The 13,223-nt window shown below is 67.6% G+C and carries 13 protein-coding genes and 1 pseudogene; 1 reads left to right on the top strand and 13 read right to left on the bottom strand.

Annotation, left to right across the window (positions count from 1 at the left end):
• From AC1DXX_RS08595 to lexA, 7 genes are all read right to left on the bottom strand, one after another.
• Entirely contained in the window at nucleotides 1-720 is a 720-nt protein-coding gene (locus AC1DXX_RS08595; protein ID WP_478133749.1) for a Crp/Fnr family transcriptional regulator, read from the bottom strand.
• A gap of 56 nt (nucleotides 721-776) precedes the next feature.
• On the bottom strand, nucleotides 777-1,556 hold the full coding sequence (locus AC1DXX_RS08590) for an oxepin-CoA hydrolase, alternative type (protein WP_478133748.1): 780 nt from the start codon (nucleotides 1,554-1,556) through the stop codon (nucleotides 777-779).
• 29 nt (nucleotides 1,557-1,585) lie between these two features.
• On the bottom strand, nucleotides 1,586-3,106 hold the full coding sequence (locus AC1DXX_RS08585) for a 3-hydroxyacyl-CoA dehydrogenase (protein WP_478133747.1): 1,521 nt from the start codon (nucleotides 3,104-3,106) through the stop codon (nucleotides 1,586-1,588).
• 132 nt (nucleotides 3,107-3,238) lie between these two features.
• Nucleotides 3,239-4,396 (bottom strand): MFS transporter, encoded by a 1,158-nt coding sequence (locus tag AC1DXX_RS08580; protein ID WP_478133746.1) that lies wholly within the window; start codon nucleotides 4,394-4,396, stop codon nucleotides 3,239-3,241.
• Nucleotides 4,397-4,400: 4 nt separating this feature from the next.
• Nucleotides 4,401-5,408 carry a D-2-hydroxyacid dehydrogenase family protein gene (locus AC1DXX_RS08575; RefSeq protein WP_478133745.1) on the bottom strand — a complete coding sequence of 336 codons (1,008 nt, stop codon included), beginning with the start codon at nucleotides 5,406-5,408 and terminating at the stop codon, nucleotides 4,401-4,403.
• Nucleotides 5,409-5,498: 90 nt separating this feature from the next.
• Complete coding sequence (locus AC1DXX_RS08570; RefSeq protein WP_478133744.1) at nucleotides 5,499-5,867, bottom strand: hypothetical protein; 369 nt, start codon at nucleotides 5,865-5,867, stop codon at nucleotides 5,499-5,501.
• 138 nt (nucleotides 5,868-6,005) lie between these two features.
• Nucleotides 6,006-6,689: a transcriptional repressor LexA gene (gene lexA / locus AC1DXX_RS08565; RefSeq protein ID WP_013541704.1), complete on the bottom strand. Its 684-nt coding sequence runs from the start codon at nucleotides 6,687-6,689 to the stop codon at nucleotides 6,006-6,008.
• Between the two features lie 73 nt (nucleotides 6,690-6,762).
• Here lexA and AC1DXX_RS08560 point away from each other — a divergent pair, with 73 nt between their 5' ends.
• Complete coding sequence (locus AC1DXX_RS08560) at nucleotides 6,763-7,725, top strand: asparaginase (protein WP_478133743.1); 963 nt, start codon at nucleotides 6,763-6,765, stop codon at nucleotides 7,723-7,725.
• Nucleotides 7,726-7,751: 26 nt separating this feature from the next.
• Here the strand turns inward: AC1DXX_RS08560 and adk are convergent, their stop codons facing one another.
• From adk to mdcG, 6 genes and pseudogenes are all read right to left on the bottom strand, one after another.
• On the bottom strand, nucleotides 7,752-8,408 hold the full coding sequence (gene adk, locus AC1DXX_RS08555; RefSeq protein WP_478133742.1) for an adenylate kinase: 657 nt from the start codon (nucleotides 8,406-8,408) through the stop codon (nucleotides 7,752-7,754).
• Nucleotides 8,405-8,749, bottom strand: a pseudogene (locus AC1DXX_RS08550) (inorganic diphosphatase); the annotation flags it as partial. The gene adk and the pseudogene AC1DXX_RS08550, both read right to left, overlap by 4 nt.
• Nucleotides 8,748-10,670 (bottom strand): acetate--CoA ligase, encoded by a 1,923-nt coding sequence (gene acs / locus AC1DXX_RS08545; protein ID WP_478133776.1) that lies wholly within the window; start codon nucleotides 10,668-10,670, stop codon nucleotides 8,748-8,750. The gene acs and the pseudogene AC1DXX_RS08550, both read right to left, overlap by 2 nt.
• 83 nt (nucleotides 10,671-10,753) lie before the next feature.
• A complete protein-coding gene (locus AC1DXX_RS08540) occupies nucleotides 10,754-11,662 on the bottom strand; it encodes an acyltransferase domain-containing protein (protein WP_478133741.1) in 909 nt (302 codons plus the stop codon).
• Entirely contained in the window at nucleotides 11,659-12,522 is an 864-nt protein-coding gene (gene mdcB / locus AC1DXX_RS08535; protein ID WP_478133740.1) for a triphosphoribosyl-dephospho-CoA synthase MdcB, read from the bottom strand. The genes AC1DXX_RS08540 and mdcB overlap by 4 nt, the downstream gene beginning before the upstream one ends.
• Complete coding sequence (mdcG, locus tag AC1DXX_RS08530; protein ID WP_478133739.1) at nucleotides 12,519-13,202, bottom strand: malonate decarboxylase holo-[acyl-carrier-protein] synthase; 684 nt, start codon at nucleotides 13,200-13,202, stop codon at nucleotides 12,519-12,521. Before mdcG ends, mdcB begins: the two co-directional genes overlap by 4 nt.
• Between the last annotated feature and the right edge of the window lie 21 nt (nucleotides 13,203-13,223).

Raw genomic sequence — 13,223 nt, 5'->3', positions numbered from 1 at the left:
TCAGATGTCCGCTTCCGAGACGCGCATCAATGCCGCGCGGTCCAGCACCACGAGGCCGCCCGGCTCGATCCGGATGGTGCCCTCGCGTTCCATGGTCTTGAGTTCCTGGTTGACCCGCTGGCGCGATGCGCCGAGCAGCTGCGCGAGTTCTTCCTGCGCCAGCTGCAGGCCGATGCGCATCTGGCTGCCGTCGTCCAGGTTGGGCACGCCGTAGCTGCGCACCAGGTGAATCAGCTGCTTGGCCAGCCGGGCACGCAAGGGCAGGGTGTTGAGATCTTCCACCAGTCCGAACAGCGTGCGGATGCGGCGTGCCTGCAGGCGCATCAGCGCCTCGTACAGCTCCACGTGCGCAGCCAGTATCTTCTGGAAATCGGCCCGCGCGACGCACAGGATCGTGCTGTCCCCATGCGCATAGGCGTCGTGCGTGCGCCGGTCCCCGTCGAACATCGCCACGTCGCCGAACCAGATGCCCGGCTCCACGTAGGTCAGCGTCACCTGCTTGCCCGAGACGGCCGTCGAACTCACCCGCACCGCGCCCTTGGCGCAGGCAATCCAGTGTTCGGGAGGGTCGCCGCGAGCGGCGATCAGGTCGCCGTCTTTGTAGCGTTTGACGAAAGCGCATCGGAGGATGTCGTGCCGTAGCGATGGAGATAGAGAAGAAAACCAGCGACCACTGTTGATCGCTTCACGTTCTTCGATAGTAAGAATGGGGTCGTCCATTGGTCTGTCCTCTCGGCGACTGAAAAGCTGAAGGGTGTCACGGGAGCGACGCGGCGCTACTCGTACTGCGGAGGTTTCTTTTCGAGGAACGCGGCAATGCCGATGCCGGCATTCGCGTGGTGGAGATTGCGCACGAAGTGGTCCCGCTCCTGCGAGAGCTGCGAGGCCAGCGTGGCGCCGCGCGCCTCGCTCAGCAGCTCCTTGATGCTGGCCAGCGAGTTCGGTGCGCGTGCGTTGAGCTTCGTGGCGAGCGCCAGGGCACCTGCGAGAGCCTGCCCGCTCTCGGTCAGCTCGTTCACCAACCCCAGTGCATGCAGCCGCGGTGCGCCGATGCGCTCGCCGTTCATGAGCCATTCGCTCGCGAGCTGGCGCGGCAACTGCTGTCCCAGATGCCAGCTCAGGCCGCCATYGGGCGACAGCGCCACATTGCTGTACGAGGCCGCGAACACCGCATCGCGTGCCGCCACCACGAAGTCGCAGGCCAGTGCGAGCGAGAAGCCCGCGCCGGCCGCTGCGCCCTCGACCGCTGCGATGATCGGCTTGGGGAAAGTGCGGATCGAATCGATCCAGTTGTGCAGTCCCTCGAGGCTTTCGGCCTGCACCGAGCGGTCGAGCTGGCGATTGGCCAGCAGCCGCTGCAGCGAGCCGCCGGCGCAGAACCATGCGCCTTCGCCCACGATGACGACGCTGCGGATCTCGGCGCTGCCCTCGGCGCCGTTGAGCGCCTCGATGCCTGCGGCATAGATCTCTGGGCCCAGTGCATTGCGCTGGGTGGGATTGGCGATTGTCAGCACCATGGTGCTTCCTTCGCTCGTGCTCTTGAGTTCGGCGGTCATCGCTGTGGCATTTCCGGTTCGTTGGTTTCTTATTCTTCTTCGTGCAGCAGGCTCAGGCCCAGCGCGCCGCGGCGGCGCAGCCACGGGCTCGGGCGATAGCGTGGATCGCCGTAGACGGTCTGCAGGTTGAACAGCACTTCGAGCATGTTGGTCGGGCCATAGAGATTGCCCATCGCGAGCGGGCCGCGTGGGTAGCCGAGGCCGAGCTGCACCGCAGTCTCGAGGTCGGCCGGCGAGCACACGCGCTGCTGGCACATGTCTGTGGCGATGTTGACGATGGTGCCGATCACGCGCTGCGTGACGAAGCCGCCGCTGTCGCGGATCACGCTCACCGCTTTGCCGTCGCGCGCGAAGAGTGCGTGCGCGGCGTCGCGGATGTCGCGGCGCGTGGCGGGGTTGGTGGCCAGCACGCGGCGCTTGGTGGCGGCGTCGTCGATCAGCATGTCGATGCCGACGGTGCGCGTGGCGTCCAGGCGCTCGACGGCCGCGACCGTGGTCACGTCGAAGCCCAGCGGTGCCACCAGGATCAACGAGTGCGGTGCGGCCGCGGCGCCGCTGTCGATCTGGGCGCCCAGCGTGTTGATCAGGCGCAGCAGTTCGGCGCGGCGTGCAGCGCGGGGGGAGACCCAGACCGAGGGCGTGCCGTCGACCACGGGGGGGGCGGCTTCGGGCGTCTGCTGCATCACGCCGTCCTGGTAGCGGTAGAAGCCTTCGTTGGTCTTGCGACCGAGAGCGCCAGCAGCCAGGCGCTGCGCGGTGATCACGCTTGGGCGGAAGCGCGGTTCCTCGAAGTACTGGTGGTAGATCGACTCCATCACCGGGTGCGACACGTCGAGCGCCGTCAGGTCCATCAGCTCGAAGGGGCCGAGGCGAAAGCCGGCCTGGTCTTTCAGGATGCGGTCGATGGTCGCGAAATCAGCCACACCTTCGCCGACGATGCGCAGTGCCTCGGTGCCGTAGCCGCGGCCCGCATGGTTGACGATGAAGCCCGGCGTGTCCTGTGCCTGCACCGCACTGTGGCCCATCTGCACCGCATAGCCGGCCAGCTGCTTGCAGACTTCCGGTGCGGTCTTGAAGCCCGCCACCACCTCGACCACCTTCATCAGCGGCACGGGGTTGAAGAAGTGGAAGCCCGCGACGCGCTCGGGCTGCGCGAGCCCGGCCGCGATGGCCGTGACCGAGAGCGACGAGGTGTTGGTGGCCAGCGTGGCGGTGGGAGCCACCACGCTCTCGAGTTCGCGGAACAGCTTGCGCTTGACCTCGAGGTCTTCGATCACGGCCTCGATCACCAGGTCGCAACCGGCCAGCGCCTGGATCGAATCGGCGGCCTGCACGCGTGCGATCTGGGCATCGCGCGCCGCGGCGTCGAGCTTGCCCTTTTCATGCAGCTTGTTCCATTGGGCGATGAGGGCTTCGCGTCCGCGCTCTGCGGCGCCCGCAAAGCTGTCAAGCAGCAGCACGTCGCTGCCCGCCTGGGCGGCAATCTGCGCGATGCCGCGACCCATGGCGCCGGCGCCGATGACGCCGATTCGGGTGTAGTTCAAAGTCATTTGCTGGAGATTTTCGCTGGTTGGGTGGTATCCGGACCTGGTGTGCAGGTGTGGGCTGAGGAGCCTTCGCAGACGTCGATTTTGCAACCCTCGGAGTCGGGGGCGTCCCGGGTTTTACGCGGGGCCGCGAATTCAGGCCGGCCGGCGGCTGCGGTCGATGGCCACGCTGAGACCGATGGCGATCAGCAGCAGGGCCAGGCCGACTCTGCTCATCCAGGGCGCGGCGTCGTTGGCCAGCAGCCAGCCGCCCAGCGCCGCACCGACCGCCTGGCCGATGTAGATGCCGGAACTGTTGAGTGCCACGGAACCCGGCGCCAGCGCGGGCGCGAGCCCGACGAGCCGCGCCTGCTGGGCCGAGTTGGCGGCAAAGCAGCCCAGCCCCCAGGGCACGAGCACCACCGCCAGCCAGGCCAGCGTGCTCGCAAAGGGCCACAGCAGGAGGCTCAGCGCGATCAGCGAGGTCGTCAGCAGCACCATGCGGCCAGCGCCCACGCGATCGATGAAGCGGCTGACCGCCATGTTGCCCACCAGGCCGAAGGCGCCGAACAGCGCCCACATCAGGCTCAGCATGGTGGCGTCGGCGCCGAAGCTGTGCTTGAGGATAGGCCCGAAGTAGCTGAACAGGACGAACTGGCCGGCACCCTGCAGCGCCGTGACCGACACGATGCCCATCAGCACCGGGCTGCGCAGTACGCGCGACCATGCGGCAGCCGTCAGCGCGGCGGGCCGGATGTGGCTGGGCAGCGTCAGCCAGATCGAGGCCGCACTCACGACGCTGAGCATCGCAACGGCCATGAAGGCCATTCGCCAACCAAGATGGCCGCCGATCAGTGCGCCGATGGGCAGGCCCAGCACGGAGGCCATCGACCAGCCGAGAAAGACAAAGGTCACGGCCCGCCCGCGGTGCTCCGGCGGCACCAGCATGCCGGCGCAGGCGGCGGCTTGGGGTGTGAAGATGGCCGGCGCCACCACCGTGAGCATGCGCACCGGCAGCAGGGCGCCGAAGCTCGGCATCAGGGCTGCGAGGGCGTGTCCAACGGCGTACCAGATGAGGGACAGGGCCAACAACTGGCGACGGTCCCATCCCGCGACCACGGCTGCCAGCAGCGGTGCACCGAGGCACATCACGACCGCGGCGGCAGTGATCAGTTGCCCTGCTGTCGCAACGGTGACAGCGAGCGACGCGCTGATTTCATTGAGCGTGCCGGGCACCACCATCACACCCGTGCCGATCACGAAATTGCCGGCCAGCAGCGCCCAGAGCGCGCCTTGGTGCGCAGGCCGGCTCATGAACTCACCGGCGGACCTGCAGCGCGCCGGGATTCACGATGTTGGTGGGGTTGCCCTTGATGAAGCTCACGACGTTGTCGAAAGCCTGGCCGAAATAGCTTTCGTAGCTGTCCTGCTCCACATAGCCGATGTGCGGCGTGCAGATGCAGTTTTCGAGGCGCAGCAGCGCATGGCCTTGCAGCGGCGGCTCGCTCTCGAACACGTCGACGGCGGCCAGCCCCGGGCGCCCGCGATTGAGCGCAGCGAGCAGGGCATCGGCCTCGACCAGTTCGGCGCGGGAGGTGTTGACGAACAGCGCCGTCGGCTTCATGCGCGAGAGATCCTCGAGCGTGACCAGGCCGCTGGTTTCCTCGTTGAGCCGCAGGTGCACCGACAGCACGTCGGCCGCAGCGAAGAACTCGTGGCGGTTCTGCGCAACCTGGAAGCCGTCGGACCGGGCCTTGGCGCAACTCGCCTCGCGGCCCCAGATCACGACCTGCATGCCGAAGGCCTGCCCATAGCGCGCGACCAGCTGGCCGATGCGGCCATAGCCCCAGATGCAGAGCGTCTTGCCCTTGAGCACCGACCCCAGCCCGAAATTGGGCGGCATCGAGGCCGACTTGAGGCCCGACTGCTGCCATGCCCCGTGCTTGAGGTTGCTGATGTACTGCGGCAGCCGGCGCATGGCCGCCATGATCAGCGCCCATGTCAGCTCGGCGGGCGCTTGCGGAGAACCGGTGCCCTCGGCCACCGCCACGCCCCGCTCGGTGCAGGCATTGACGTCGATGTGGCCACCGACGCGCCCGGTCTGCGAGATGAGCTTGAGCTTGGGCAGCTTTTCGATCAGCTGGCGCGAGATCTGGGTGCGCTCGCGGATCAGCACGATCACGTCGGCGTCCTTGAGGCGAACCGACAGTTGCCCGATGCCCTTGACCGTGTTGGTGTAGACCTTGGCCGCGTACGCGTCCAGCTTGGCGGCGCAGCGCAGCTTGCGCACGGCGTCCTGGTAATCGTCGAGGATCACAATGTTCATGGCGTGCCATTGTGCCTCGCAGCATTGCAATGTCGCGCCTGTGAACGTTTGGATACCCACCCCGGGCGGCCTGCCAAGGGGTGAAATGGCTCAGTGCAGGTGTGCGGAGCGGGGGGCCGAGCTCACGGCTTCCGCGGCCTCGAGCGCCGCCAAGCGGTCGAGTTCCGCGCAGACATCGGCCATCCGGCCCGAGATCACGACGCGGCTGGCGCTGCGTTGCTGCCCTTTTCCGTCGACGACACGCACCACGCGCAGCGGGCGGGCGGAGGCGGTTGCTGTTGGCACGGCTGCGCCGGCGGACCGCGCCGTGCAGGCCGGGCGCACGGCCACGTAGCGCAGTCCGGCGGCGGTGTCGCCGCTGTTGTCCCGGCGACGAGGGCGGCGCGCAGGCATGAGGCGGCTTGCAAGCGATTGCAGCGGCATCCAGAAATCAACGATGGCGAGGAGGGCGATTCCCATGTGAACTCCAAAAAAGTCTGAGGTTGAACACAGGCAGGATTTCTTGAATCGGCCGCGACAGGGTGATGGCGACTTTGCGCCATACGCCCGCCACCTGTTGCGACCGGATGGGGTGCTGCTGCGTGCAGGCCGCGAGGCCTACATCAGCATGGTGTTGCGGATGAGGCCGACCGCGAGGCCTTCGATTTCGAAGGGCTCGCCAGGCTGGACGATGATGGTTGGGTAGTCGGGGTTTTCGGCGTGCAGCTCGATCACCTGCTTGTTGCGCTTCAGGCGCTTGACGGTGACTTCGTCGCCGAGGCGTGCGACCACGATCTGGCCGTTGCGCGCTTCCTTGGTGGCCTGCACGGCGAGCAGGTCGCCGTCCATGATGCCGGCGTCGCGCATCGACATGCCGCGCACCTTGAGCAGGTAGTCGGGCTGGCGCTGGAACAGCGTGTTTTCGACGTAGTAGGTCTGGTCGACATGTTCCTGCGCCAGGATGGGCGAGCCGGCTGCGACGCGGCCAATGAGCGGCAGCGCCAGCTGGGCCATGCCGGGCAGCGACAGCGAGAACTGGCCGCCTTCGCGGTGGCGTGTTTCGTTGAGCGAGCGCAGCGCATCGCCCTTGAGGCGGATACCGCGCGAGGTGCCGCTGACGAGTTCGATGACGCCCTTGCGGGCCAGGGCCTGCAGGTGCTCTTCGGCGGCATTGGCCGACTTGAACCCCAGCTCATTGGCGATTTCGGCACGCGTGGGCGGAGCGCCAGTGCGCGCGATGGCGCTCTGGATCAAGTCGAGGATCTGCTGCTGGCGGGCTGTAAGCTTCACGGCGAACTGCATATGTGGTTCCTTGCGGCACTGGCTAGATATCCAGTACCTGTATTTTTAACCAGTTTTTAAAAGTTGACAAGCCATGGCCAATTCCCCTTTGCCTGAAGTGCGTCGCGTGGTGGTTCTGGGCACCGGCGGAACCATCGCTGGCAGGGCCGCCAGCAGCGGCGACAACATCGGCTACACCGCCGGGCAAGTGGGCGTGGGAGACCTGCTGGGCGGCATCGAGGCGCCCGAGGGCGTGACACTGGTGGCGGAGCAGGTGGCGCAGGTCGACAGCAAGGACATGGGGTTCGAGATCTGGCAGAAGCTCGCCCAGCGTTGCGTGCATTGGCTGGCGCAGCCCGATGTGGCGGGCGTGGTGATCACCCACGGCACCGACACGCTCGAAGAGACCGCGTTCTTCCTTCACTCGGTGCTTGCTTCAGCCAAGCCCGTGGTGCTGACCTGTGCGATGCGTCCGGCCACCGCGCTCTCGCCGGACGGGCCGCAGAACGTGCGAGACGCCATTGCGGTCGCGGTAACGGCTGGCGCGCGGGGCGTGACGGTGGTGTGTGCCGGCACGGTCCACAGCGGTCTGGATGTGCAGAAGGTGCACACCTACAGTCTCGATGCCTTTGCTTCGGGCGATGCGGGGCCGATCGGCTATGTGGAAGAGGGCGGAGTGCGGCGCGTGAGGGAGTGGCCGGATGCGACGCCGCCCCGGGCCTCGAAGGCCCTGGATGCGCCGGGACCCTGGCCCAGGGTCGAAATCGTCATGAGCCACGCCGGCGCGAGCGGCGCGATCATCGATGCCCTTCTTCGGGAGGGCGCAGAGGAGCCCGTTCGTGGGCTGGTCCTCGCCACGACCGGCAATGGCACCTTGCACCATGCGCTGGAAGCCGCCGCACTGAAGGCGCAGGATGCCGGCATTGCGGTGCTTCGCGCGACGCGTTGCACCAGCGGGCGCATCCTGCCGAAACCCGATGACCGGCTGCGGGACGCAGGCGCGCTCACTCCGGTGAAGGCGCGCATCGCGCTGATGCTGGAACTGCTCGGGAAATAGCCGCCGGTCGACGGGCGGCCGAGAGATCAGCTGCTCAGTGCCGCCAGCGCACGTTGCGTGATTTCGTCGACCGTGCCGACGCCCTTGATGGCGCGGTACTTCGGCGCGGCGGCCGGATCGGCCTTGGCCCAGGCCGAGTAGTAGTCGACCAGCGGACGCGTCTGCTGGCTGTAGACCTCGAGCCGCTTGCGCACGGTTTCTTCCTCGTCGTCCTTGCGCTGGATCAGGTCTTCACCGGTCACGTCGTCCTTGCCTTCGAGCTTGGGCGGGTTGAACTTGACGTGGTAGGTGCGGCCCGACGCGGGGTGGGAGCGGCGGCCGCTCATGCGTTCGATGATGTCGCTGAAGGGCACGTCGATCTCGAGCACGTAATCGAGCTTGACGCCTGCGTCCTTCATGGCATCGGCCTGCGGAATGGTGCGCGGGAAACCGTCGAACAGGAAACCGCCGGCGCAATCGGGCTGRGCGATGCGCTCTTGCACGAGGTTGATGATCAGGTCGTCGCTGACCAGCGCGCCCGCGTCCATGACGGCCTTGGCCTGCAGTCCGAGCGGCGTGCCGGCCTYGACGGCRGCGCGCAGCATGTCGCCGGTCGAGATTTGGGGGATGCCGTATTTCTGGCAGATGAAGGCCGCYTGCGTGCCTTTGCCCGCCCCGGGCGCGCCCAGCAAAATYAGTCTCATGGCGTCTCCGGCATGCATTGGATGTTGCGGGAAATGCCATCGACSACTTCCTTCTTGGCCGCGTCGATGCCTTCCCAGCCCAGCACCTTGACCCACTTGCCKKCTTCCAGGTCCTTGTAGTGCTCGAAGAMGTGGCTGATGGCCTTCAGGCGCATCGGGTTCACGTCGTCGWCCGACTTCCAGTGGCTGTAGATCGGCAGCACCTTGTCGGTGGGCACGGCCAGCACCTTGCCRTCGACGCSGGCTTCGTCTTCCATCATCAGGATGCCGAGCGGGCGGCACGGCACGACCACGCCGGGCAGCAGTGGATACGGCGCGATCACCAGCACATCGGCCGATTCAATTCCTCTGGGCCAACTGCTCCAGAATTGCCGGGTTCTCCAGCGTCGAGGTGTCCTGCGTGATGGCCTCGCCCTTGGCCACGGACCGCAGCAGCCTGCGCATGATCTTGCCGCTGCGCGTCTTGGGCAGGTTGTCGCCGAAGCGGATGTCCTTGGGCTTTGCGATCGGGCCGATCTCCTTGGCGACCCAGTTGCGCAGTTCATTGGCGATCTTCTTCGCTTCATCTCCGGTGGGGCGCGCGCGCTTCAGGACGACGAAGGCGCAGATCGCCTCGCCCGTGGTGTCGTCGGGCCGCCCGACCACTGCGGCTTCGGCCACGAGATCGGTGCATGACACCAGCGCCGACTCGATCTCCATCGTTCCCATGCGATGGCCCGAGACATTGAGCACGTCGTCGATGCGCCCGGTGATCGTGAAGTAGCCCGTGTCCGCATCGCGGATCGCGCCGTCGCCGGCCAGGTAGTAGCCCCTGAGCTCGGGCGGGTAGTAGCTCGCCTTGAAGCGCTCGGGGTCGCCCCAGATGGTGCGGATCATGCTCGGCCAGGGCTTCTTCACGACGAGGATGCCGCCCTGGCCGTTCGGCACGTCGGCACCGGTCTCGTCCACGACGGCCGCCGCAATGCCGGGGAAGGGAAGGGTGCAGGAGCCCGGCACCAGCGGCGTGGCGCCCGGCAGCGGCGTGATCATGTGGCCGCCCGTCTCCGTCTGCCAGAAAGTGTCGACGATCGGGCAGCGCCCGCCGCCAATGTGTTGGTGGAACCACTCCCAGGCCGCGGGGTTGATCGGCTCGCCCACCGAGCCCAGGATGCGCAGGCTCGACAGGTCGTAGCGCCTGGGGTGCACGGTTTCGTTGCCTTCGGCCGCCTTGATCAGCGAGCGGATGGCCGTCGGTGCGGTGTAGAACACGCTGACCTCGTGGTCCTGGATCATCTTCCAGAAGCGGCCCGCGTCGGGGTACGTGGGCACGCCCTCGAACACGACCTCGGTGGCGCCCAGTGCCAGCGGGCCGTAGGCGATGTAGGTGTGGCCGGTGACCCACCCGATGTCGGCGGTGCACCAGAACACGTCGTCCGGCTTCAGGTCGAAGGTCCACTTCGTCGTCAGCGCCGCATGCAGCAGGTAGCCGCCGCTGGAATGCTGCACGCCCTTCGGCTTGCCGGTGGATCCGGAGGTGTAGAGCACGAACAGCGGATGCTCGGCGCCCACCCATTCGGGCTCGCAGACCTCGGGCCGGGACTGCACCTCCTCGTGCAGCCAGCGGTCGCGCGGCGCAACCCAGTGGATCGGGCCGCCGGTGCGGCGATAGACGATGACGTTCTTGACGCTCTCGCAGCCGCCCAGCGCGATGGCATCGTCGACGATGGCCTTGAGCGGCAGTTGCTTTCCGCCGCGCACCTGTTCGTCGGCGGTGATGACCATCACGGCGCCGGCATCCTGGATGCGGTCGCGCAGGCTCTGCGCCGAGAATCCGCCGAACACCACCGAGTGCGTGGCGCCGATGCGAGCGCAAGCCTGCATCGCGACCACGCCTTCGATGCTCATCGACATGTAGATGACGACGCGATCGCCTTTTTTCACGCCGCGCGCCTTCAGCGCATTGGCCATGCGGCAGGTGCGCGCGAGCAGCTCGCGATAGCTGATCCGCGTCACCTGCCCATCGTCGGCCTCGAAGATGATTGCGGTCTTGTCGCCCAGGCCAAGCTCGACCTGGCGGTCGAGGCAGTTGTAGGACACGTTCAGCGTGCCATCCTCGAACCACTTGAAGAAAGGCGCCTGGCTGTCGTCGAGCCCTTGGGTGAACGGCGTTCTCCAGCTCAGGAATTCGCGCGCAAGGCGCGACCAGTAGCCGCTGTAGTCCGCCTCTGCCTCGGCCACCAACCTGTCGTAGGCGACCATGCCGGCCACATGGGCGTCTTTCATGTCCGGGACTGGAAACAGAGGGGGCGTTGCTTCGTTCTTGCTCACGGTGGATCTCCTATTGCTGTCAAGTGGTCTGCACGGCTTTATCGGTCTGCATGGCTGTTCAGCCAGGCCGCGATCGCCGCGGCACTGCGGAAGTCGTCGCAAGCGCGAGCTGGAACGGTGGGGTAGCGCTGATTCCACATGCGCGCCAGCGCCTGGCCCGGGCCGATTTCCAGCACGCAACGGACCTGTCGGGCCAAGACGTTTTCCATGCATTCGTCCCAGCGAACCGTTCGCGCGATCTGGGCCGCCAAGGCAACACGGGCAGACTGTGCATCCCGGATGCGATCGGCCGCGTTACTGAACAACGCGACCCGTGGCCCGTGAAAAGGCACATCGGCAAGCGTGCGCGAGAAGCTCTCGGCCGCCTCGCGCATCCAGGGCGTGTGGGAGGCGACGTTGACCCGCAAGCGCGTGAACTGCGCGCCCAGCGCTGCGGCAATGCGTTCGGCGTCATCCAACGCGGCGATCGGGCCGCCGAGGACCACGCTGGCGTTGCCGTTGCGAATGGCCAGTTCGAGGCCGGCTTCGACACGCAACTGTTCGAGCTTCTGCTCGGAAAGACCGCTCACCGCCAGCAGGCCGCCGGGCGCACGGGCGGCGCAACGATCCATGGCGTCGGCGCGCTGCGCCGCGAGCATCGCGGCCGTGGCGGGCGCTATCGCGCCGGCCGCGCTGAAGGCTGCCAGTTCGCCGACGCTGTAGCCGGCGATCGCGCCGGGCGCCGGAACCATGGGCGCCAACTGGTTCCATGCCGCCAGGGCGAGGCCGGTCAGCAGTGTTTGTGCGTTGTCGTTGCGCTCGGCCCAGGCCGGGTCGGCGAGGGCCGCCCGCCAGTCGTCGACGCCGAGCCGCGCGCACATATCGCGCACGAACCCGTCGTCGGCCAGCCAGGGCAGCATCGCCGGATGCTGGGTGCCCTGCCCGGAAAAGAGCAGTGCGAAGCTCATGGGGCGGGGCACACGCGCCCGATCCAGCAGGCGGCGGCGAGCGTGTCGGCCGCACCGCCGGGCGACAGGCGCCGCCGCACGAATTCGTCGGCAATGGCTTGCGCCTCCCGGAGCCCATCGGGTCGTGCGACGCCTCCTCGATCCAAAAACTCCCGCGCAGCGCGCTGTGCCCAGCGCAGGCCGGCGAGCCCGCCGCGGTGCGCGAGATTGCTGTCGTCCAGCACGGCGACGATATGGAACAGGGTGTCGAGCCGGGCCTGCGAAGGCGCCAGGCCGCAGGCGATGGCTCGCCTCATGGCAGGCAGCGCGGTCTCGAACAACACCGGGAATGCCAGTGCCGCTTCTTCGGATGCGCCGCGCAGGCCGTGCTGGCACGCGGCAATGCCGCCCGGCAGCACGGGCGCACGCCGCGTGCGCCTGGCCAGCGCATCGCCCCAATGCCGGCACAAGGCATCGCGCAGCAACTCGGGGTGTAACGCACCGGCGTGCTCGCGCAGCGCGGCGCCCGCCGCGGCGCACAACAGGCCGAGCATGAAGATCGCGCCGCGGTGCGTGTTGACGCCGCCGGTGGCGGCGAGCATGCGTGCCTCCGCCGCGATGCCATGCCGCTCCAGCACGTGGAAATCCGCGCCGCCGAATCCGGCCTCGGCGATCTGGGCGAAGTAGCGGCGCAACGAGAACAGGCTGCGCATGAACGTATGGGCGTCCATGTCGCCGTGGCTGCCGGAGTCGATCAACGTCACCAGACCAGGCTTGGGTGCCAGCGACAGCTCGTCGTAGAGCGCGAGTGTGGCGGCGCGTCCGATCGCTGCCGGTGTCGGCGGTGGATACGGTGCCTGCGAAAGGGCGAAGTTCCTCACGCGGCCACCTCCACCAGCCTGGCGTGTCCGCACCACGCGGTATCGCGCTGCAAGGACACGCCGTCCAGTCGCTTGACCATCACCGCCCCCGCGCGTCCGGCGCGCCAGGCGGACCATTCGCGCCAGGCCACTGCGGCACCGTCGCCGAACAGGAGCTCGCCGTCCAGTCGCGGCCGTTCGGTGCCAAAGGCCTGCAGCGAACCGGCCACCGCATCCGCATGCGCCATGTCATCGACGCAGACCGACAGATCAAGGTCGGAGCCCGGCCGCACGTGGTCGAGCCCGCTGATGGCTTGCCAGCCGTAGCTGCCGAACACACGCGCCTTTGCATGGCACGCATCGAGTGCGCCGAACAGATCGCGCACAGGGCCTCGTGTCGACGGCGGCAGCAGTTGCAGCACTTCGGTGAGGCGCGGGAACTCGTCAAGACCCAGCACCGCAGCGTGCGGTACCTGCAGCGCCAGCCGGCGCCGGCCCCAGCGCGCGGGTGACGGCAAGCCGAGCGCAACCCATCCGTTGGCCGCGGCATCGGGTGATTGGCGCGTCACCACCAACGGCAGCCGATGCGTCGCCCAGTGCGTCAGGCAGTCGCGCGCCTGGGTGTCCCATGCGCCGTCGAGGAGGGCGGTCCAGCCCGGCTCGGAAAGCCGGGCGAGTTGATGGCGATGCAGGGAAAGCATGGCGGCGATGCGAGGCGGTGT

It is taken from the genome of Variovorax sp. P4_B10, assembly GCF_056402375.1.
The sequence above is the reverse complement of the archived record's forward strand: the minus strand, read 5'-3'. Positions and strand labels throughout refer to the sequence as shown.

What these genes read in the sequence shown, in the direction of transcription:
- AC1DXX_RS08575 (WP_478133745.1), bottom strand. Translation starts at nt 5,408, where the DNA reads ATGAACATTGTGATCCTCGACGATTACCAGGACGCCGTGCGCAAGCTG.
- AC1DXX_RS08595 (WP_478133749.1), bottom strand. Translation starts at nt 720, where the DNA reads ATGGACGACCCCATTCTTACTATCGAAGAACGTGAAGCGATCAACAGT.
- mdcG (WP_478133739.1), bottom strand. Translation starts at nt 13,202, where the DNA reads ATGCTTTCCCTGCATCGCCATCAACTCGCCCGGCTTTCCGAGCCGGGC.
- lexA (WP_013541704.1), bottom strand. Translation starts at nt 6,689, where the DNA reads ATGCAGTTCGCCGTGAAGCTTACAGCCCGCCAGCAGCAGATCCTCGAC.
- acs (WP_478133776.1), bottom strand. Translation starts at nt 10,670, where the DNA reads ATGAAAGACGCCCATGTGGCCGGCATGGTCGCCTACGACAGGTTGGTG.
- AC1DXX_RS08540 (WP_478133741.1), bottom strand. Translation starts at nt 11,662, where the DNA reads ATGAGCTTCGCACTGCTCTTTTCCGGGCAGGGCACCCAGCATCCGGCG.
- AC1DXX_RS08560 (WP_478133743.1), top strand. Translation starts at nt 6,763, where the DNA reads ATGGCCAATTCCCCTTTGCCTGAAGTGCGTCGCGTGGTGGTTCTGGGC.
- AC1DXX_RS08580 (WP_478133746.1), bottom strand. Translation starts at nt 4,396, where the DNA reads ATGAGCCGGCCTGCGCACCAAGGCGCGCTCTGGGCGCTGCTGGCCGGC.
- AC1DXX_RS08570 (WP_478133744.1), bottom strand. Translation starts at nt 5,867, where the DNA reads ATGGGAATCGCCCTCCTCGCCATCGTTGATTTCTGGATGCCGCTGCAA.
- AC1DXX_RS08585 (WP_478133747.1), bottom strand. Translation starts at nt 3,106, where the DNA reads ATGACTTTGAACTACACCCGAATCGGCGTCATCGGCGCCGGCGCCATG.